The 21,346-nt window shown below is 70.0% G+C and carries 15 protein-coding genes; 10 read left to right on the forward strand and 5 right to left on the reverse strand.

What is annotated here, in order from left to right; all coding sequences use genetic code 11:
- Positions 1–38 precede the first annotated feature (38 nt).
- From BM290_RS33825 to BM290_RS33840, 4 genes are read left to right on the forward strand one after another with little or no spacing between them, the layout of a single operon-like run.
- A complete protein-coding gene (locus BM290_RS33825) occupies positions 39–575 on the forward strand; it encodes a PadR family transcriptional regulator (RefSeq protein WP_093620011.1) in 537 nt (178 codons plus the stop codon).
- Positions 572–1,261: an ABC transporter ATP-binding protein gene (locus BM290_RS33830; RefSeq protein ID WP_093620012.1), complete on the forward strand. Its 690-nt coding sequence runs from the start codon at positions 572–574 to the stop codon at positions 1,259–1,261. The genes BM290_RS33825 and BM290_RS33830 overlap by 4 nt, the downstream gene beginning before the upstream one ends.
- Positions 1,262–1,320: 59 nt before the next feature.
- Positions 1,321–2,781: an FtsX-like permease family protein gene (locus tag BM290_RS33835; RefSeq protein WP_307837968.1), complete on the forward strand. Its 1,461-nt coding sequence runs from the start codon at positions 1,321–1,323 to the stop codon at positions 2,779–2,781.
- Positions 2,778–4,271 (forward strand): FtsX-like permease family protein, encoded by a 1,494-nt coding sequence (locus BM290_RS33840; protein ID WP_239143927.1) that lies wholly within the window; start codon positions 2,778–2,780, stop codon positions 4,269–4,271. Before BM290_RS33835 ends, BM290_RS33840 begins: the two co-directional genes overlap by 4 nt.
- A 257-nt stretch (positions 4,272–4,528) precedes the next feature.
- Here BM290_RS33840 and BM290_RS33845 read toward each other — a convergent pair whose 3' ends face one another.
- Positions 4,529–6,592: a S9 family peptidase gene (locus BM290_RS33845; protein WP_093620224.1), complete on the reverse strand. Its 2,064-nt coding sequence runs from the start codon at positions 6,590–6,592 to the stop codon at positions 4,529–4,531.
- Between the two features lie 64 nt (positions 6,593–6,656).
- Between BM290_RS33845 and BM290_RS33850 the strand changes: the two genes are divergently transcribed.
- Positions 6,657–7,811, forward strand: coding sequence for an FAD-binding oxidoreductase (locus BM290_RS33850; protein ID WP_275413315.1), 1,155 nt, complete (start codon positions 6,657–6,659; stop codon positions 7,809–7,811).
- A gap of 341 nt (positions 7,812–8,152) precedes the next feature.
- Here BM290_RS33850 and BM290_RS33855 read toward each other — a convergent pair whose 3' ends face one another.
- The 3 genes from BM290_RS33855 to BM290_RS33865 form a co-directional block, all read right to left on the reverse strand.
- Positions 8,153–8,767 carry a dihydrofolate reductase family protein gene (locus BM290_RS33855; protein ID WP_093620226.1) on the reverse strand — a complete coding sequence of 205 codons (615 nt, stop codon included), beginning with the start codon at positions 8,765–8,767 and terminating at the stop codon, positions 8,153–8,155.
- A gap of 1,387 nt (positions 8,768–10,154) precedes the next feature.
- Positions 10,155–10,715 carry a dihydrofolate reductase family protein gene (locus BM290_RS33860; RefSeq protein WP_093620014.1) on the reverse strand — a complete coding sequence of 187 codons (561 nt, stop codon included), beginning with the start codon at positions 10,713–10,715 and terminating at the stop codon, positions 10,155–10,157.
- A 118-nt stretch (positions 10,716–10,833) separates the two neighbouring features.
- Entirely contained in the window at positions 10,834–12,870 is a 2,037-nt protein-coding gene (locus BM290_RS33865; RefSeq protein WP_093620015.1) for a SpoIIE family protein phosphatase, read from the reverse strand.
- 113 nt (positions 12,871–12,983) lie between these two features.
- Here BM290_RS33865 and BM290_RS33870 point away from each other — a divergent pair, with 113 nt between their 5' ends.
- From BM290_RS33870 to BM290_RS33890, 5 genes are all read left to right on the forward strand, one after another.
- A complete protein-coding gene (locus BM290_RS33870; protein ID WP_093620016.1) occupies positions 12,984–17,363 on the forward strand; it encodes a HAMP domain-containing protein in 4,380 nt (1,459 codons plus the stop codon).
- Between the two features lie 61 nt (positions 17,364–17,424).
- Positions 17,425–17,973 (forward strand): response regulator, encoded by a 549-nt coding sequence (locus tag BM290_RS33875; RefSeq protein ID WP_093620017.1) that lies wholly within the window; start codon positions 17,425–17,427, stop codon positions 17,971–17,973.
- Positions 17,974–18,096: 123 nt separating this feature from the next.
- Entirely contained in the window at positions 18,097–19,569 is a 1,473-nt protein-coding gene (locus BM290_RS33880) for a pectate lyase (protein ID WP_239143926.1), read from the forward strand.
- 61 nt (positions 19,570–19,630) lie between these two features.
- Positions 19,631–20,143 carry a SigE family RNA polymerase sigma factor gene (locus BM290_RS33885; RefSeq protein WP_093620227.1) on the forward strand — a complete coding sequence of 171 codons (513 nt, stop codon included), beginning with the start codon at positions 19,631–19,633 and terminating at the stop codon, positions 20,141–20,143.
- Positions 20,140–20,919, forward strand: a complete 780-nt coding sequence (locus BM290_RS33890) for a hypothetical protein (RefSeq protein ID WP_093620019.1) — start codon at positions 20,140–20,142, stop codon at positions 20,917–20,919. Before BM290_RS33885 ends, BM290_RS33890 begins: the two co-directional genes overlap by 4 nt.
- Positions 20,920–20,968: 49 nt before the next feature.
- Here the strand turns inward: BM290_RS33890 and BM290_RS33895 are convergent, their stop codons facing one another.
- Positions 20,969–21,295 (reverse strand): STAS domain-containing protein, encoded by a 327-nt coding sequence (locus tag BM290_RS33895; RefSeq protein WP_093620020.1) that lies wholly within the window; start codon positions 21,293–21,295, stop codon positions 20,969–20,971.
- Positions 21,296–21,346: the final 51 nt, after the last annotated feature.

The raw sequence follows: 21,346 nt of genomic DNA on the forward strand, positions 1-21,346 counted from the left end.
CTTGACGGCGGCTATTCACTGAGTGAATAGTAGCGCCCATGTCCACGGCGCATGTGCTCCTGGGGTTGCTCGCCGGGGGCCCGCGACACGGTTACGACCTCAAGCGGGCCCACGACGAGCGGCTGCCACAGGCCAAACCATTGGCGTATGGCCAGGTCTACTCCACGCTCGGGCGGCTGGAGCGGGACGGGTTCGTCGAGCAGTCCGGGCAGGAGCAGGAGGGCGGCCCGGAGCGTACGGCGTACACGCTGACCGACTCCGGCCGGGAGCGGCTCGCGCAATGGCTCACCGAGATCGAGCCGCCCGCTCCCTATGTGACGAGCACCCTCTTCGCCAAGGTGGTGGTCGCCCTGCTCGCCGCCGACGCCGACCGGGCCCGGGACTATCTGGCCGCCCAACGATCCGCCCACATGACCCGGCTGCGCGAGCTGACCGCCGTCAAGTCCGCGCCGGGCGCCACCGTCGGCGACGTGGTCGCCGCCGACTACGCCATCGGCCACCTCGACGCCGACCTGCGCTGGTTGCAGACCACGCTGGCCCGCGTCGCCGACCTACAGAAGGAAGTGACCGCGTGACCGCTCCGCTGCTGACCGGGACAGGAATCACCAAGGACTACGGCGCCACCCCAGCGCTGCGCGGCGTCGACCTCAGCGTCGCCGAGGGCGAGATCGTGGCGGTCACCGGCCCGAGCGGCTGCGGCAAGTCCACCCTTCTGCACTGCCTGGCCGGGATCCTCCGGGCCGACCACGGCTCGGTGGTCTTCCGCGATCAGAACATCGGGATGTGGTCCGAGGCGGCGCGGTCCCGGCTGCGGCGCAGCGAGTTCGGGGTGCTGTTCCAGTTCGGGCAGATGGTGCCCGAGCTGACGGCCGCCGAAAATGTCGCCCTGCCGTTGCTTCTCGCCGGTTCGGGGCGGCGAGAAGCACGGGAGGCGGCGCTCGCCTGGCTCGACCGGTTCGGGGTCGCCGACGTCGCGGACCAGATGCCCGGTGCGATGTCCGGCGGGCAACAGCAGCGCTGCGCGGTGGCCCGGGCCATGGTGACGCGGCCCCGGGTGCTCTTCGCCGACGAGCCCACCGGCGCGCTCGACCAGCTCAACGGCGAGCAGGTGATGCAGGCGATCGTCCGGGCGGTGCGCGAGGAGGGCACGGCGGTGGTGCTCGTCACCCATGAGGCGCCGGTCGCGGCGTATGCGGATCGGGAGATCGTGCTGCGTGACGGTGCCGTCGACCCGACCGGCCTCGGCGTGGGCGCGCCGTGAGAGCGGCCACCCTCATCCGGCTCAGCACCGCCGGAAACAGGACGGACACGTTACGGACGGTGCTCACGGCGATCAGCGCGGCCCTCGCCACCACCGCGATGCTGGCAGCCGCCACGGTCGCCGCCATCCGGGGCGGGGAGCCGGTGGACCAGCCGGACGGGAGCAACTGGCTCGCGCCCGGTGCGGAGCACTACACCAGCCCGCTGCTGCGTGAGCCCGGTCTGCGTCTCGGCGTGATCTTCGGGTTGCTGCTGCTCACCCTGCCGGTGCTGGCTCTGGCCGGGCAGTGCATCCGGCTCGGTGCGCCGGCCCGTGACCGGCGCCTGGCCGCCATCCGGCTGGCCGGCGCCACACCCGGGCAGGCCGTCCTGATCGCCGTCGCCGAGACGATCGCCGCGAGCATCCTCGGTTCCGCCGCGGGCTTCGGCCTCTACCTGGCCGTCCGGCAGGCCCTGCATGCGCCCGGCCCGGACGGGCGGCTGAGGCTGCCCACCGACATGTTCCCCACGCCGATGTCACTGGCGGTGGCTGTCGTGGCGGTGCCGGTTCTGAGCGGCCTGATCGGGTTGCTCCTGATGCGCGGCGTGGCGGTCACTCCGCTCGGGGTGGTGCGCCGGCAGCGCAGACACGGGCCCCGCCCCTGGCCCGGGCTCGCCATCGCGGTCGGCATCGTCCTGTTCAACGTGCCGGTCTGGCTGTCCGAGCGGATGGTGCTGTCCAGCTACGTCTTCGGGGCGTTGATGCTGCTCGGCACGGTGCTGGTGATGATCGGCGTGGTGGTCGGCACCGGGTGGATCTCGTACACGGCCGGCCGGCTGCTGCACCGCTTCGGGCGCGGACCGGTCACCCTACTGGCCGGTCGCCGGATGATGGCCGACCCGTGGAACGGGAGCCGCACCCTCGGCGCGCTGCTCGGCGCCGCCGTGATCGGCGGCGCGGCCATGGGCTACCACGCCCTCTTCGTGAGCCAGGGCCGCGCGGAGGATCAGTTCGGCGTCCTGATCGGGATGCCGGCCGACCCGGAGCACGCCGCCTTCTATGTGAACAGTGCCCGGCTCGTGCTGGTCGCGGTCGGTGTCGGCGTGGCCGTCTCGGCGGCGGGCATGCTGGTGGCGCTGGCCGAGAGCGTGGTCGCCCGGCGGCGCACCAACGCCGCACTGACCGCTGCCGGCACACCCGGCCGGGCCCTCGCCGGGACGCTGCTGTGGCAGACCCTGGCGCCGCTCGTCCCCGCGCTCGGCCTCGCCGTCGTCTCCGGGCTGGTCCTGGTCCGGTCGATCTACCACGAGGTCACGGTGGGCGGAGGAACCACCGAGACCTGCACCGACCCGGCGGCCGACCTGGAGACCTGCGCCCGGACCGTCGTGACCGACCCGGTCGTGACCCTGCCCGTGCCGGTGCCGTGGGAGCAGTTGGCGCTGCTCACCGGCGGGACCATCCTCGCCATGACGGTGGTGGCCGGGATCGGGATGCTGGTGCTCCGCAGCAGCACCGACCTCGAAGAGATCCGTGCCGCATGACCACGACCGTCGCTCCCGGAAGACATGACACCCTGACGGACTCCCCGATCCGGCCCGCGGTGCTGTTTCGCCTGGCCACAGCCGGTGGCCGGGCCGACCGGATCCGGACGGCGCTGACCGCGGCCAGTTCCGCGCTGGCCGCCGTGACCCTGCTCGCCGCTGCCACGGTCGCGGCGATCCCCGACGGCGACGCCCCCTACCGGATCGAGATGATCGCCCGCGGCGAGCAGCGGGCCGCGGTGATCGCGGCGCTGCTGCTGGTGGCCGTGCCGATCCTCGTGCTGGCCGGGCAGAGCATCCGCTTCGGTTCGCCCGGCCGGGACCGGCGGTTCGCCCTGCTACGCCTGGTCGGCGCGACGCCGGGGCAGGCCGCGCGGCTGGCGGTGTGGGAGACGGTGCTGGCCGCGACGCTCGGATCGGTGGTGGGTCTCGGGCTCTACCTGACATGGCGGGCGGTGCTCGATCGACAGGCGCAGGACGGCAGCCGGGCTCTGCCCACCGACGTGCTGCCGTCGATGGTGATGACGGGTTCGGTTCTGCTGCTCGTGCCGGTGCTGACCGCGGTCGGTGCGGTGATTCTGCTGCGGCCGGTGATCGTGACACCGCTCGGGGTGGTGCGGCGGGTGCGCGATCGTCGACCGGCCGGCTGGCCGGGCCTGCTGATCATCGGAGGGGTCCTGGCGCCGGTGGTCGTCGATCCGTTCGGCGGCTGGCTACTGGACAATGCCGACGAGGCCGAGCCAGGTCCGGGCCTGGCGGCGCTCACCCTGGCCGCGGTCGTGCTGCTGGCCACCGCCGGAGTGCTGATCGGGTCCGGCTGGATCGCCTATACCACTGGTGAGCTGCTGCAACGGTTCGGGAGACGGCCCGGCCTGCTGCTCGCCGGGCGGCGGCTGACAGCCGACCCGTGGAGCGGCAGCCGGCTGCATGCCGCGCTGTTCGCCGCCCTGATCGTCGGCGCGGGCGCCAGTTCGGTGCGTGCCTATGTGGTGGCGATGCAGGATGCCGGCGACCGGATGGCCGGCCTCAGTGGGCGGCCACCCATTCCCGGCGGGGAGTACCACCTGAACCCGATCACGCTGATCGACCTGGCGGTGGCCGTCGTCATCGGGCTGGCCGCGGCCGGCATCCTGGTGGCGCTCGCCGAGGGCATCACCACCCGCCGGCGGGTCTACGCCGCGCAGGTGGCGGCCGGGGTGCCGCGCCGGGTGCTCGGGGAAGCCATCGCCTGGCAGGCGCTCGGGCCCGCGGTGCCGGCCGTGGTGATCTCGTTGACTCTCGGCTGGTCGATCGTGCGGTCCCTCGGGTCGACTGTCACGGTCGGTGAAGCCGACGAGCCGGGGCTGCGGGTGACCATTCCGATCGAGGTGCCGATGGGGGACCTGCTGCTTCTGGGTGGCGGCGCGGTGGCGGCGTTGGCCCTGGTGGCGGGGATGGGCGTGCTGCTGCTCCGGATGAACACCGACTTGGAGGAGATTCGGGTGGGCTGAACGGGACGGGCCGTGCGCTCGCATGCGCCCGGATGCGGGCGCTGTGATCCGGTGATGCTGCTACGTCGCCTGGTAGCTGCGGGACGGTCTGGTTCGGTGGGACGGGGTGGCCGTACTGCCGAATGGGTTTGATCGTGCCCCGGCTGACCGCGGCGATGACGGGGTCCGGCGCGCTGAAATGCCGCGGTGCCTGGCGGGTGGGGCGTTTCGGGCGCCGCGGCATTCGCGGGTGCGGATGCCGCGGCGGCCGGGTTCGGTCAGGCGGGCTGCAGGACGTCGAGGACCCAGGCGAGGTTGAAGGCCTCTTCCTTCCAGGCGTCGTAACGGCCGCTCGGGCCGGCGTGACCGGCGCCCATCTCGGTCTTGAGGAGGTAGGTGCCTTCGGGAGCCACGGCACGCAGCCGGGCGATCCACTTGGCCGGCTCGTGGTAGAGGACCCGCGTGTCGTTGAGGCTGGTCACCGCGAGGATCCGGGGGTAGTGCTGCTTGGTGACGTTTTCATACGGGCTGTAGGCCTTCATGTAGGCGTAGACCTCGGCCGACTCGATCGGGTTGCCCCACTCCTCCCACTCGGTGACCGTCAGTGGCAGTGACGGGTCGAGGATCGAGGTGAGCGGGTCCACGAAGGGAACTTCGGCGAGGACGCCGGCGAACGCCTCCGGGGCGATGTTGGCGATCGCGCCCATGAGCAGGCCGCCGGCCGAGCCGCCGCGGGCCACCAGGCGGTCGGCGGACGTCCATCGGCTCCGGACCAGAGCCTCGGCAGCCGCCACGAAGTCGGTGAACGTGTTGCGCTTGGCGAGCATTTTGCCCTGCTCATACCACTGCCGACCCATTTCGCCGCCACCACGGACGTGGGCGATCGCGAAGACCACACCACGGTCCAGCAGGGACAGGCGGGCGATCGAGAAATACGGGTCGATGGAGTGCTCGTAGGACCCGTAGCCGTAGAGGAGCGCCGGCGCCGAACCGTCCCGTTTCACGCCCTTGCGCGCCACGAGCGAGATCGGCACGCGAGTGCCGTCGGGGGCTGTCGCCCACTCACGGAACTGCTCGTAGTCGTTCGGCTGGTAGTCGCCGAGAACGGGCTTCTGCTTACGCAGCGTCATCGAGCGGGTGACCAGGTCGACGTCGTAGACCGAATCCGGCGTGATCAGCGAGGTGTAGGAGATCCGGACGGAGTTCGTCTCGTACTCCGGGTTGCCGGCCAGGCCGACGCTGTACAGCGGCTCGGGGAACTCCATGTCGTAGGAGGCCGTGCTGCCGTCGGCGATCACCCGCAGGCCGGTCAGACCGTCGCGCCGCAGTGAGATCACCAGGTGGCGGGAGAACGCGTCGACAGACTCTAGGCGGGTACCCGGCTGGTGCGGGATCATCTCGATCCACTCGCCGGGGTTGTCCACCGAGGTCCAGGCGACCGCGAAGTCCTCGGCATCCCGGTTGTGCAGGATCAGGAACCGGTGGCCGTGGTGCTCGATCGAATACTCCACACCCTGCCGACGCTCGGTGATCAGGGTCGGCTCGGCATCCGGCATGTCGGCAGGGATGACCCGTACCTCAGAAGTGATCTTGCTCTGGGTGTCGATGACGATGAACTTCTCGCTCCGGGTGAGGTCGACGCCCACCCAGAACCTCTCGTCCGGCTCCTCGTAGATCAATGTGTTCTCGCTGCTGCCGACCGTGTGCCGCCACACCCGGTAGGGGCGCCACGCCTCGTCGACCGTGATGTAGAACAGCGTCGTGCCGTCGGCGGACCACGCGCTGCCGTAGAAGACGTCGGTCACCTCGTCGGCCAGCACCTCGCCGGTCACCAGATTCTTGACGCGCAGGGTGAACCGCTCGTCGCCGTCGAAGTCGGTCGAATAGGCCAGCCAGTTGCCGTCCGGGCTCACGTCGAAGGTGCCGAGCGCGAAGAACTCCTTACCCTCGGCCAGCTCGTTGCCGTCGAGAAGCACCTGCTCGCCGGGCTTGTCGGCGGCCATCGGCGGGTCCGTCTCCCCGGCGGCGACGGGGACGCGGCAATGAATCCCGTACTGCTTGCCCTCCTCGGTGCGGGTGTAATACCAGAACCCGCCCTTACGGCTCGGAACCGACAGATCGGTCTCCTGGGTGCGGCCCTTGATCTCCTGGAAGATCTTTTCTCGGAGGCCCGCCAGGTGCGCGGTCGCCTGCTCGGTCCAGGCGTTCTCCGCCTCCAGATGAGCGATGGTCGCCGGGTCCTCCTTGGCCATCAGCCAGGCGAACTCGTCGACGACCGTGTCGCCGTGGAAGGTGCGCTCGGTGGGCGCCTGGCGCGCGGTGGGTGGGCCATCAATCGTCACCGGAAACACGTTACCGCCCGGATTTCCCGGGCACACGAACCTCGGTCATTCGAACATGTGTACGATGTGCCAGAGTGGACGATCTTCGCTGTGGGGAGGCATCGGAGTGAGCGGTTCCCTTCTCGCCGAGCTCGTGGAGATCTGCGGTCCCGGCGCCGCCCGCGTCGCGCGCAGTGACGATCGAGTCGCCGGTCGCCATGCCGACTACGTCGCCGCGCCGGCTACCTCCAACGCCGTTGCACGGCTGATGCGCCTTGCCTCCGAGCGCGGGCTCGGCGTCCGGCCACGCGGTTCAGGCAGCAAAATCGATTGGGGTACGAGACCGGGGCGCCTGGACATCGTCATCGACACCGTCCGTCTTCACGGTATGTGGGATCACGACGGCTCGTCCGCGATCGTCGCCGCCGGCACCCCGGTCGAGGCGGTGCAGGCCGCCCTCGCCCGGCACGGCAGACGCCTCGCCATCGACCCGCCATCACCCGGCGCCACGATCGGCGGGGTGCTCGCCGTCAACGAGTCCGGTCCGCTGCGGCACCGCTTCGGCTCACCGGCCGGGCAGGCGGTCAGCGTCGCGCTCGTCGATCCGGCCGGGGAGCTGGTCGATCTCGCCGAGTGGGAGAGCCCGGCTCCCGGCGTGATCACGTCGGCGGTGCTGCCGGTCGAGGACCTTCCGGCGGAGCGGCGCTGGGTGGTCCGGCCGGTGTCGACGCCGACGGAGGTCAACGACCTGACGACCCGGATCGTGGCGCAGGAGTTCGGGCTGAGTGCCGTCGAGGTGGACATGCCGGCCGTCGGGGCGGGGTCGTTCGCGATGCTCCTCGAAGGCACGGCCGGGTTCGTCGCTGCCGGGGCGGGGCGGCTCGCCCGCGAGCTGGGTCCGCTCGCCACCATCCGCACCGAGGCGCCGGAGTGGTGGGGGAGCTATCCGTTCCGGCCGTCCGATGTGGCGCTGCGGCTTCGGGTGCGATCGCGTGACCTGCATGCGGTCGGGTTCGTCCTGCGCGACGCCGTCGGGGCGGCGGTGGCCGTGCGCGGGTCGGTCGGGGCCGGGGTGGTGCATGCGGTCCTGCCGCGAGGCCTGAGCCCAGCCCGTATCGGCGACATCGTCACCGGGCTCGAACAGGTGCTGATGGCACGCCGTGGCCGGGCTGTCATCGTGACCGCACCACCCGACTTGGCCGAGCGCATCCCGATGGCCGAGCCGGAAGATCTTTTCTGACCTGGTACGGGTGGCGGCCGGCTTCGTTCCTGCCGCCGGTTCCGGTGACCTGCTCTCGTGACGGGTTTCGGGAGGGGGTGAAGCCCCGCGGGGGGCCTGGTGGTGGCCGTGACCGGGAGCGCGGTGCGGCCCTTCTGGAGGCTTTGATCGTTCCGTGACCGGGAATGGGGTCCGGCCGTTCGAGAGGCTCGGTCGGCTGTGACCGGGAATGGGGCGCCGTCCGTCCGGAGGCTCGGTCGGCTGTGACCGGAACGGGGCGCCGTCCGTCCGGAGGCTCGGTCGGCCGTGACCGGAACGGGGCGCCGTCCTTCCGGGACTTGATGCCCGCGCCGGCCTGAGGGTCAGAAACGGGCGGGGATCAGGGCCGCTGTCTCTGCGGCTAAGTGACGGCCCATGCGGGCTACGTCGCCTACCGCGTAGGTGAGGTAGGCGAACTGGCCGACCTCGCGGACGCCGGTGAGGATCAGGTCGTCCACCAGCAGGCGGCGGCGCAGCATCGGGGTTCCCTCACCGAGGATGGCCGGGGCTATGCCGAGGATGATCTCGTCGAGCAGGCCCTCGGCTACGAACTGGCTCACCAGATTGCCCCCGCCGGCCAGCCAGACGTTCTTTCCCTGGGCCGCTACGACCATGGCCTCGTGCACCCGGCGGACGTCGCCACTGATCATGAACACGTTGGCGTCCGGCACCGGCGGCAGGTCGCGGTGGGTGAAGACCCAGCACGGTACGTCGCCGTACATGTCGTGCCAGTTCTCTGGTTCTTCGAGCAGATTGTCGTTCTTGAGGACCCATTCGTAGGTGGTCGCGCCCATGGCGAACGCGCCGACACCCTCGAAGAACTCACCGAACGGATTGTCGGTGCCCTCGTCGACCTCGAAGAGCCAGTCCAGCGAGTTGTTCTCGTCGGCGATGTAGCCGTCGATGCTGGTGGCGGTGTAGTACTGCGTCTTCGCCATGACAATCACCATGCCACGCCGGGACCGGCAAAAAGGGCAGATCGATCAGGAACGGCTCGGCCTCTCCACGCCGGATCCAACCGGTGATTCGTTCGGCGGCCCGCCCCGGATCGGTCGTCATCCTCAGGCCCATCGAGCACGGAATCCGAGCCACCGGGTTCACGTGAGAACCGGGATGCTGCGCCGCATCGGAGGCTGTTGTGTTGCGCCGGGGTTCGGGGCGAGCCGGGCTTCCCGGTCAGCCGAGGAACCTGCGTTGGCCGTGGGTCTCGCGCTGCCGGGGTCTTGCGCTGCCGGCGTCTTGCGCTGCCGGGGTCTCGCGCTGCCGGCGTCTTGCGCTGCCGGGGTCTCGCGCTGCCGGCGTCTTGCGTTGCCGGGGTCTTGCGCTGCCGGGGTCTTGCGCTGCCGGCGTCTTGCGCTGCCGGGGTCTTGCGTTGCCGGGGTCTTGCGTTGCCGGGGTCTTGCGCTCTCAGGAGAACTGCGCCGCATCGAGGAACTCATGATCAGGAAAACGGGGGGTGCCGGTGGCGGGTGGGGTGTTGCCGCACCCAGCCCGCCACCGTCACCGGCTCGACGCCGCGGCCTTGGGAATTCCGGCTGCGGGGTCCCACACCGTACTCCAACGGACGGGGCCGCGGGACCGACTCTCACATCTCGGATCGGCGTCGGTGGTCGACGTGTCCACACTGCTCAAACGCGCGAGGACGCGCGAGTTCCACGGTGCTGTCGCGGCTTTCCTCGGGCATCCGGCGGCCCGATGAGGGCGCAGAAGGCGAAGGCTCGCATGCCGGGCGTAAGGGCGGTGGCGGTGGCGGTCGAGGCTGGGGAACGGTGGCAGTCAAGGGAGGGTGAACGGCCAGCGGGGAACAGGGTGGCGCCGGTGGGTGAGGAAATCCAGGGAGGGGTCGTGGGCGCAAAGGAGCCAGGAACGAATGGACGCTTGTGAGCTGGAGCTTGCGGAAAGGCTCTGGACCAGCCGGACGCGGGAGGGCGCCGTGAACTGACCGCGAGGAGCTCGGCGCGGGAAAACACCGGGAAAGACGAAGGGACTTGAAGGAGGGATCCGGCCGCGCAGGCGGTGGACGGGGTGGGAGGGCTGGACCGGTGGGTGATCAGGGTGGGAGGGCTGGACCGGTGAGTGATCAGGGTGGGAGGGCTGGACCGGTGAGTGATCAGGGCGGGAGGGCTGGACCGGTGAGTGACCTGAGCGGGAGAGCTGGACCGGTGGGTGGACGGGGTGGGAGGGCTGGATCGCTGGGCGATCAGGGTGGGAGGACTGGACCGGGTGGGTGGACGGGCGGAGGACTTGGCCGACGGATGGACGGGACGTGGGCTACGTCGATGGATGGACGGGGTGTCAGCTACGCCGGTGGTGGACCGGTGAGGGCTACGCCGGTGGGTGGACGGCGTAGGTGAGGTAGGCGAACTGGCCCAGCCGGCGGACCTCGGCCAAGGTGTATCGGGAGGATGTGATGCGGCGCGGTAGCACGGGGGCGCCGGCGCCCAGAGTTACCGGGGCCACGCCGAGGATCACCTCGTCCAGCAGGCCGTGGTCGGCGAAAGTGGCCACCAGCTCGCCGCCGCCCACCAGCCAGATGTTTCGTCCGGCGGCGGCCGACACCATGTCGGCGTGGACGGGGCGGACGTCTCCCCGTACGAAATGAAGGTTTGCTCCTGGAATGACCGGCAGCTCACGGTGAGTGAAGATCCATGCTGGTGTGTCGCCGTAGGGCTCCAGCCAGGCGGACGGATGCTCCAGCGCCCTCTCGTGGGCCAGCACCCACTCGTAGGTGGTCGCGCCCATCGCGAAAGCGCCGACACCCTCGAAGAACGACGCGAACGGATTTTCGCCGGCCTTGTCGCCCACCTCGAAGAGCCAGTCCAGCGAGTTGTGCTCGTCGGCGATGTAGCCGTCGATCGTGGTCGCGGTGAAGTACTGCGTCTTCATGCCCACGACCCTGCCACGAGGGTCTGACAGAAACAGATGCGGCGGCGGGAGCCGTGTGAGCAAGAGAGAACGCAGCAAGGGAAGGCGGGAGTGCCCGAGCGAGGCCGGCGGGAAAGGATCAGGCGTCGTTACGCAGGACGAGGATCGCGATGTCGTCGCGGGGCTCCTCGACCGAGAAATTGATCGTCGTGGAGCGGAGCCGGGCCGCCATCACGTCTGCGGGGTAGCCGGCCAGTGGGGCCGACGCCTCCTTCAGCCGGGCCGAGCCGAAGAGTTCGCGTCCGCGCCGCCGCTCGGTGACGCCGTCGGTGTAGAAGATCAGCGAGTCGCCGGAGTTGAGGGTGATCGTCACATCGGGCGAGGTGATGGTCTCCAGGAGGCCGAGTGCGGTACCGCCTTCGCCGACGAACATGGTCTTGCCGTCGGCCCTGACCAGCACTGCCCGATCGTGGCCGGCCAGGTGCAGGCAGACGGTGAGCGCCCCGGTCGGCTGCCGGGTCACCGAGGCCATCGCGAGCGTGCAATACCGCCCGCCGCCGCGCTGGACGAGGGTCCGGTTGACCCGCCAGAGGATCTCGCCGAGCGCCTTGCCGTCGTCGACGAGGATCCGGATCACGTCGCGGACCAGGCCGGTCACGGTGGCCGCCTGCACGCCCTTGCCGGAGACGTCGCCGACCACCACGAGCCACTGGTTGTCGCCGGACGGGACCACGTCGTAGAAGTCGCCGCCGACCTCGGAGCCGGTCGGCACGTATTCGGCGGCGAAGCCTATGCCGTCGACGCGCGGCAGGGCCGGGGGCAGGAGCGAGGCCTGCAATGTACGCGCGACCGTGCGCCGCTCGTCGTGGATGCGCGCGTTGTCGATGGCGAGTGCCGCCCGCCGGGCCACATCCTCCAGCACGGCGACCTCGTCGGCGTCGTGCCGGTGTTTCGGGTGCTGGCCGACGGCGAGGGTGCCGAGGCGGGCGCCCCGGGCCACGAGCGGCACCGCATAACCCTCCAGCGGCGAGTTGAACATCACCTGGGTGCCGAGCCGGGACGACTCCTCCAGCCGGGCCAGCAGTGACTCGGGGCCGGGCTCGGCGAGGGTGGCGTGCAGCTGGGCCAGCGCGGACTCGTCGGCGTGGGTGGCGGCGGCGAGTTGCAGGCGGCCCCAGGCGTCGGTGGTGTGCACGGCGCACCACTGGCCGAGCCGGGGCACCACGAGCTGCGGGATCAGGGCCATCGTGAGGTTGACGTCGAGGGACTGGGCGAGCAGCTCGCTGGCCTCGGCGAGGAACGTGATCCAGGTCTGCCGGCGGATGTCGGCGCGGCGCAGCCGGTCGTTCTCCAGATGCAGGGCGAATCGCTCGGCGACCATCGTGGCCAGGGCCAGGGCGTATCCCTCGGGGGCGGCATCGAGCTCGAGCTCGCCGGCATACGGCCGGTGGACGGCCAGGGGCACGCGGATGGTGTCGGCGTTGTCGCGGGGGGCCCGGCCGTACCGCGCGAGAAGTTGCCGCCCCATCCCGTCGCCCCGGTCGAGCCGGACCACTCCGCCGGCCGCGCCGGTGAGGCGCGCCAGCCGGGAGAGAAGGTCGGCGGCGAGGTCGGCGAGGCCCTCGTCGGAGTGCCGGTCGGTGCCGCTGCGCAGCAGCCCGGTGAGCGCGCCGAGGCTCGGGGTCTCGGAGGCGTTGGGCAGGCGGACCGGGACGCCGGCGCCCTCACGTTGATCGAGCCGGAACCAGACGCCTTTGCCGTCACCCTCGTGGACGGTGCCCCAGCGGCTGGCGAAGTGGTCGACGAGCAGCAGGCCGCGGCCGCGCTCGGCGACCTCGCCGATCTCCGAGCTCTCGTTCTTGGGGCCGATGGTGAGCTGCTCGACGGGCCCGGAGGCGAAGTCAGTGACGGTGACGGTGAGCCCGCCCGGGTCGGCCGAGACCTCTATCTCCAGCTCGGTGTTGGCGTGCACGACGGCGTTGGTGGACAGCTCGGTGGTGAGCAGCAGTGCCTCGTTGAGCAGGCCGACCAGACCGGTCTCCTCGAGCACCGAGCGGACCAGCGCACGGGCCGCCGCGGGGGTGCGCCGATCGTTGGGCAACCTGGTCCGGCGCACCAGCGCCTCGGACGGGGCTCCCGATGGGATGCTCGTCCTGATTCCGACCTCGGCTGGCACCCATGCATCCTCTCCCGTCGAAGGGTGGATGCACAAAGTCGTGTCTCGCATTGACCCGGTCGGGCGAGAGAGGATAAGTAGCCCCCCGGCAGCGGACAGCAGGTGAGGACAACATGACTGCGGCAAAAGAGGTCGATGAGACCGTACTGCTCGGCGAACTCGCTGACGCATTGCGCCGGGTGCGACGCGGTGACCTCAAGGTCCGCCTGCCCCGGCGAGGTGGCGCGGCCGGGGCGGTCGCGGAGGCGTTCAACGAGGTCGTCTCGCTGCAGGAGCGGCAAAATCTGGATCTGCGCCGGATAAGCCGCATCGTCGGGCGTGACGGCCGGCTGACCGAGCGGCTCGACGAGGAGGGGCTGGACGGCTCCTGGGAGGACAGCGTCCGTTCGGTCAACTCGCTGATCGACGACCTGGCCCGGCCCACCACCGAGATCTCCCGGGTCATCGTGGCGGTGGCCGAGGGTGATCTCTCGCAGCACATGGCCCTGCAGATGGACGGGCGTCCGCTGCGTGGCGAGTTCCTCCGGATCGGCCGCACGGTGAACACGATGGTCGATCAGCTGTCGTCGTTCGCCGACGAGGTGACCCGGGTGGCCCGTGAGGTGGGCACCGAGGGCGAGCTGGGCGGTCAGGCCGACGTGCGGGGTGTGGCCGGCACCTGGAAGGACCTGACCGACTCGGTGAACACGATGGCGTCGAACCTGACGCATCAGGTGCGGTCGATCTCGCAGGTGGCGACTGCGGTGGCCCGGGGCGACCTGTCGCAGAAGATCACCGTGTCGGCGCGGGGCGAGGTCGCCGAGCTGTCCGACACCATGAACGGCCTGACCGACACGTTGCGGCTCTTCGCCGAGCAGGTGACCCGGGTGGCCCGCGAGGTGGGCACCGAGGGCAAGCTGGGCGGCCAGGCCGATGTGCCGAACGTGGCCGGCACCTGGAAGGACCTCACCGACTCGGTGAACTCGATGGCCTCCAACCTGACGAGCCAGGTGCGCAACATCGCCCAGGTGTCGACGGCGGTGGCCAAGGGTGACCTGTCGCAGAAGATCACGGTGGCCGCGCAGGGCGAGATCTTGGAGCTCAAGGACACCGTCAACACGATGGTCGATCAGCTGTCGTCGTTCGCCGACGAGGTCACGCGGGTGGCCCGTGAGGTCGGCACCGAGGGCCGGCTCGGCGGTCAGGCGCAGGTCCGCGGCGTCTCCGGCACCTGGCGCGACCTCACCGAGAACGTGAATCAGCTGGCCGCGAACCTGACCGCCCAGGTTCGGAACATCTCGCAGGTCTCCACGGCGGTGGCCAAGGGCGACCTGTCGCAGAAGATCACTGTCGACGCGCGCGGCGAGGTCCTGGAGCTGAAGAACACCGTCAACACGATGGTCGACCAGCTCTCGTCGTTCGCCGACGAGGTGACACGAGTCGCGCGTGAGGTCGGCTCGGAGGGCAAGCTCGGCGGACAGGCGCAGGTCAAGGGCATTTCTGGTACGTGGCGCGACCTCACCGACAACGTGAACTACATGGCGTCGAACCTGACCAGTCAGGTGCGCAACATCGCCTCGGTCACCACGGCCGTGGCGAAGGGTGACCTGTCGCAGAAGATCACGGTCGACGCGCGTGGCGAGATCCTGGAGCTGAAGTCGACGGTCAACACGATGGTCGACCAGCTGTCGTCGTTCGCCGACGAGGTGACCCGGGTGGCCCGCGAGGTGGGCACCGAGGGCAAGCTCGGCGGTCAGGCGCAGGTGCGGGGTGTGGCCGGCACCTGGCGGGACCTGACCGACAACGTCAACTCGATGGCCTCCAACCTGACCAGCCAGGTGCGTAACATCGCCCAGGTCTCCACCGCGGTGGCCAAGGGTGACCTGTCGCAGAAGATCACGGTCGACGCGCAGGGCGAGATCCTGGAGCTGAAGAACACCGTCAACACGATGGTCGATCAGCTGTCGTCGTTCGCCGACGAGGTCACGCGGGTGGCCCGTGAGGTCGGCTCGGAGGGCAGCCTGGGTGGTCAGGCACAGGTGCGTGGCGTCGCCGGCACCTGGCGGGACCTGACCGACAATGTCAACTACATGGCGTCCAACCTGACGGCCCAGGTCCGTAACATCGCGTCGGTCACCACGGCCGTGGCCAAGGGTGACCTGTCGCAGAAGATCACTGTCGACGCCCGCGGCGAGATCCTGGAGCTGAAGAACACCGTCAACACGATGGTCGACCAGCTCTCGTCCTTCGCCGACGAGGTGACCCGAGTCGCGCGCGAGGTCGGCTCGGAGGGCAAGCTCGGCGGACAGGCCCAGGTCAAGGGCGTTTCCGGTACGTGGCGCGACCTCACCGACAACGTGAACCAGCTCGCCTCCACGCTGACCATCCAGCTGCGTGCCATCGCCGAGGTGTCCACCGCCGTGACCCGCGGTGACCTGACCCAGAGCGTCGCGGTCGAGGCGCAGGGCGAGGTCGCCGAGCTGAAGGACAACATCAACCGGATGATCGTCACGCTCCGCGACACCACGAAGGCGAACGCGGAGCAGGGCTGGCTCGACTCCAACCTGGCCCGGATCGGTGGCCTGCTGCAGGGTCAGCGTGACGTCGGCGAGGTCTGCCGCATGATCATGACCGAGGTGACACCGCTGGTCGACGGCCAGCTCGGCGCGTTCTTCCTGGTCGACAACGAAGAGGCGGTCATGCGCCTGCGGCTCAACGCCGCCTACGGCTATGTGGCCAGGGACCACGACGTGATCTTCGGGCCGGGGGAGGGCCTGGTCGGCCAGGCCGCCGTCTCTCGCCGGACCATCCGGGTACGCGCCACGCACGACGGAATACTGACGATGCGGTCCGGGCTGCTCGCGATGCCGCCGAACGACCTGGTGGTGCTGCCGGTCCTGTTCGAGGGCGAGATGCTCGGTGTGATCGAGTTCGCGTCGGTGGCCGCCTTCAACGGGTTGCACCTGACGTTCCTGGAGCGGCTGGTCGCGACGATCGGCATCGCTCTCAACACCATTCAGGCCAACCGGCGTACGGAAGAGCTGCTCGCCCAGTCGCAGCGGCTGGCCCGGGAGATGCAGGACCAGTCGGCCGAGCTGCAGCGCACCAACGCCGAGCTGGAGGACAAGGCGAAACTGCTCAGTGAGCAGAAGGCGAACATCGAGCTGAAGAACCGGGAGATCGAGCTGGCCCGGCTCGGCCTGGAGGAGAAGGCGCAGCAGCTGTCCCGGGCGAACACGTACAAGTCGGAGTTCCTGGCCAACATGAGCCACGAGTTGCGTACCCCGCTGAACTCGCTCCTGCTGCTGGCCCGGCTGCTCGCCGACAACACCGAGCGCAACCTGACGAGCAAGCAGATCGAGTTCGCCAAGACCATCCACAGTGCCGGCTCGGACCTGCTGTCGCTGATCGACGACATCCTGGACCTGTCCAAGATCGAGGCCGGCCGGATGGATGTCGAGGCGGACGTGGTCGACTTCGACGGCATCCGCAGCTACGTCGAGCAGGCGTTCGTGCCGCAGGCGGAGATCAAGGGCCTGGACTTCCGGGTGGACGTGGCGCCCGAGCTGCCCGATTCGATCGTCACCGACCCGCAGCGCCTGCAGCAGATCCTGCGCAACCTGCTGTCGAACGCGGTGAAGTTCACCGACAACGGCTCGGTGACGCTGAGCATCTACTCGACCCCGCTCGACTCGGACGTCGACGCGCCTCCGCTGCTGCACTCGGCGCAGCAGGTGGTGGCGTTCGCGGTGAGTGACACCGGCATCGGCATCTCCGACGAGAAACTGGCGATCATCTTCGAGCCGTTCCAGCAGGCCGACGGCACCACCACCCGTAAGTACGGCGGCACCGGCCTGGGCCTGTCGATCAGCCGGGAGTTCGCCGCCCTGCTCGGTGGCACGATCACGGTCTCCTCGGTGCCGGGTGAGGGCTCGACGTTCACGCTCTACATGCCGGAGGCGCTGACGCCGGACGCGATCCCGATGCCGGTGCTGCCACCGGTGCCGGCGAAGGCGGTCTCGGTCCGCCCGGCGGCCTCCCTGGGCCTGCCGCTGATGGAGATGCCGCCACGGGTCGAGGAGAAGCCGGCGGTGAGCCCGGCCGGCCGGAAACTGGAGGGCGTCACGGTCCTGATCGTGGACGATGACGTGCGTAACGTCTTCGCTCTGACCAGTGCCCTCGAGATGCATGGACTCAACGTGCTGTACTCGGACAACGGGGTGGACGGTGTTCGGATCCTGGCCGAGCATCCGGAGATCGACATCGTGCTGATGGACGCGATGATGCCGGACCAGGACGGCTACGAGACGACTCGGGGTATTCGGCGCAATCAGCGTTTCCGGGACCTACCGGTAGTGTTCCTCACGGCGAAGGCGATGCCGGGAGACCGGGAATCGGCCCTCGCGGCCGGGGCGAGTGACTACATCACCAAACCGGTCGATCTGGATGAACTGATCGAGTTGATGGACCGCTGGGTGAACGCGGAGGGAACCGGGACCCCGAAGGAAGGCTGAAACCGGCCGAAACGGGGTAGCGCCATGGGAGGGGAACTACCGGTGGGTGAGGTGAGCACGGGTGGGTGAGCGTGCCAAGGCGCTGCTGGTCGACGACCGGCGGGACAACCTGTTGGCTCTGGAGGCGATCCTCCAGGGTCTGCCCGTCACCGCGGTCGCCGTGGAGAGCGGCGAGGCCGCGCTCAAGCAGCTGCTCACCGACGACTTCGCGGTGATCCTGCTGGACGCGCACATGCCCAACATGGACGGCTTCGAGACGGCGAGCCACATCAAACGCCGCGAACGTACCCGGCATGTCCCGATCCTGTTCCTGACCGCCGCCGACCGGGATGCCCAGCTGGCTCTGCGCGGTTACGCGGTCGGCGCCGTCGACTACCTGACCAAGCCCTTCGACCCGTGGGTGCTCCGGGCGAAGGTCTCCATCTTCGTCGAGTTGTGGACGAAGAATCAGCAGCTCAAGTCGCAGGCCGAGGCGTCCAAGGAGCGCGAGGCCCAGTGGCTGCGGCTCACCGGGACGGTCGACGAGGCCGCCCGGGTGCTGCGGGCCGGCGGCGAGAAGGCCGCCACCGAGGCTCTCGACCTGCTGGAGAAAGCCCGCTGGGGGGACTGATCCCGGGGTCAATTGTGACCTGGGTCACTGCCGGCAACCTTGCCGGGCAGCCGCACCACTACCGGGGCGTGATCGCTTGATCATGCGACGCCACCCCTGAGTAGGAGCAACATGCGGCACGCAATGCCTAGCGCGACCCCGAGCCGGCGGCGCCGTCGTCTGGTCGCCGGTCTCGGTGCGGCCGGTGCGGCCGGCGCCGTCACCGCGCTGGTGGCCATCCTCGTCCCGTCCGCCTCGGCCAGCACGCTCTTCAGCGACGACTTCGAGAACGGCGCGGGCAACTGGTCGAAGTCGGGCGGCGCCTGGTCGGTGGTCTCCGACGGATCGAAGGTCTACCAGCAGGCCAAGGCCGACAGCGAGCTCGCCCGGGTCTTCGCCGGTGAGGTCACCTGGACCGACTACTCGGTCGAGGCCAAGATCAAGGGACTCGACCTGAGCAAGGGCCTGGCCGGTGTCGCGGCCCGGGCCAGCGGCTCCTCCACGATGTACCGCCTCGCCCTCACCTCGGCCGGCAAGGCCGAGCTGCAGTCGGTCAAGGGCAGCGCGATCACCGTCCTCGGCTCGGCCGCGGTCAGCGACCCGGCCGCCTGGCACACCGTGCGGGTCGACGTCTCCGGCAGCAGCGTCAGCGGTTTCGTCGACGGCGCCAAGGTAGCCTCCGGCACCGGCTCGCTCACCGGAACCGGCCGCATCGGGCTGGTCACCAGCTTCGCCTCGGCCGAGTTCGACGACGTCGCGGTGAACCCACTGAGTGCCGGAACCACCAGCCCGACCGCCACCAAGAGCGCGACGGCGAGCCCGACGCCCACCAAGACGGCGAGCCCGGCCCCCACCAAGACGGCCAGCCCGACCCCCACCAAGAGCGCCGGCGCAACACCGACCGCGACGGCCACCCCCGCGCCGACCAGCGCGTCCACCGCCTGGCCCAAGGCGACCGGCGAGAAGGCGGTCACCGCCACCATCCCGGTCTCCGGCACGCTGGACGGCGGCAACGTCCGCTACTTCGGCAGCGGCGCCCTGGGCAGCGACTCCCAGGACGAGTCCCAGGACCCGATCTTCAAGCTCGCCGACGGCGCGGTCCTGAAGAACGTCATCCTCGGCGCCCCGGCTGCGGACGGCATCCACTGCTCCGGCTCCTGCACGCTGATCAACGTGTGGTGGGAGAACGTCGGTGAGGACGCGGCCACCTTCAAGGGCGGCACGTCGGCCGCGTACACGGTGGACGGTGGCGGCGCCAAGGGCGCTGACGACAAGGTCTTCCAGCACAACGGCGGCGGCACGCTGACCATCAAGAACTTCCAGGTCGAGGACTTCGGCAAGCTCTACCGTTCGTGCGGCAACTGCTCCACCCAGCACAAGCGCGCGGTCATCGTGCAGAACGTGGTCGCCACCGCCCCGGCCGGCAGCCTGGTCGGCATCAACAGCAACTTCGGCGACACCGCCAAGATCTCCGGCGTCACCGTGATCGGCAAGAAGAGCCTGGACATCTGCGTCAAGTTCACCGGCAACAGCTCCGGCAAGGAGCCGACCAAGATCGGCACCGGCCCGGACGGCGTCAACTGCATCTACAACGAGTCCGACATCACCTTCAAGTGATCGCCCGTGGCCGCCGGGGGGCTCTCGCCGGCGGCCACGGCCCGGAACCACAGGGATGCTGATGCGCGACGCCGCCTTCCGTGACTACTTCGAGCGGCACCACGATTCGATGTCCCGGCTCGCCTACCTGATGACCGGCGAGGCGGAGATCGCCGACGACCTGGCAGCCGACGCGCTCACCGAGGTGTGGCGGCACTGGGACCGCGTCACCGCGGCGGACGACCCGGTCGCCTACGGCCACGGCATCCTGATGAACCTGGCGCGCAACTGGGTCCGCCGTCGCAGCCGGGAACGGCTGCTCACCCTGGAACCCCTGCGCCGGGCCCTCGACCCGGACGTGCCGGCCGTCCTCGACGTGCGCGGCGCGTTACGGCGGCTCCCGCACCGGCGACGGGCCTGCGTGGTCCTTCGCTACTCGTTCGACCTCTCCGAGAAGGAGGTCGCGACGATCCTCGGCATCTCGGTCGGAGCGGTCAAGAGCGCGACCTCGCGCGGCGCCCGGCAACTCGCGGAACTACTCGGCGGCAGCACTGTCGCCCTCGCACGAATCGACGGTTGGGAGGCGGCGCGATGACGCTCATCGAATCAGAGCTGCGCGCGGCACTGCGCGCCGAGGCGGCGACGCACCGTCCCGACCGGGAGGCGATGCTCGACCGGATCACCGAGACCGCGATGCGCAGCCGGGCGGCCAAGGAACGGCCGGGCCCGCGCCTGCGGATCGCCGGCGCCGCGGTGGCCGTCGCCGCGGTGCTCGGCGGTGGCGGCTTCGCCCAGTGGGCCGTCGCCGGCGACGGTGAACCCCAGCCCGAACCCACGCCGAGCGTGGTGGTCTCGGTGACGCCGGCGCCCAGTGAGGCGCCCTCGCCCAGCGCGACCGGGCCCACGGCCAAGACCAGCAAAACGCCCCGGTCGCGGCCGCCCAGCCGATCGCCCAGCCCGTCCACGGAAGCCGGCGGCACGACCACCGCCCAGGGGGCGCTCTGGTCGGACGGCTCGGTCGCCCCGGACGGTGACTCCCAGGGCAGCAGCGTGGTGACGGTGAAGACCAGCGAGCGGCTCACCGCGCTCGAGGTGACGATCCGCCTCAACCGTACGGACGGCCTGACGGCTCGCGGTGGCAGCCAGCAGGTGCCGGGCGCCAGCGTGACCAGCACCGTCACCGAGGAGCCCAGCGCGTACGTCTACCGCTTCGTGCTCTCCTCCGGCGACACGCTCGACCCGGGGACGTACACCTTCTACGCGCGATACACGCACCCCGACGGTGGCCGGGATGCCGGCGGCGACACCTACGCCGCGGTGGCCACGACCGAGGGTGGGGCGGCGCCGACGGTCAGCGGCGACTTCCGCTGAGGATCTGCTGAGACTTTCCCCGGCCGTCGGGATCCGGTCGGGGGAAGTCTCAGTTCGAACTGATCATCAGGGCCGAACGCAGGCCCGTGATGTCGAGCACACGCATCAGGAAATCGCCGACGTTCGCCAGAGCCAGAACGATCTGCGCGTGCTGTGCTCTGCGACTCAGAACCACGAGCGTGCCGAGCCCCTGGGAGTCACAGAACGTGACACCGGACATGTCGAGCACGATGCGATTGAGCTGGTCATCGACCACCAACTCGTTGACGACCGTGGACAACTCGGTGACCGTGAGCACGTCGATCTCCCCGGCGAGCTGAATCGTCACCTCGTCGGGTGCGCGCTGAACCGCGATGGACAGCTCCGGTCGCTCCACGACGGTCAGCCTATCCTCTTCGGGGCGAATCAGCCCGTCCGGCGCGGTCAG

It is taken from the genome of Actinoplanes philippinensis, assembly GCF_900113015.1.
Classification (GTDB): Bacteria; Actinomycetota; Actinomycetes; order Mycobacteriales; family Micromonosporaceae; genus Actinoplanes; species Actinoplanes philippinensis.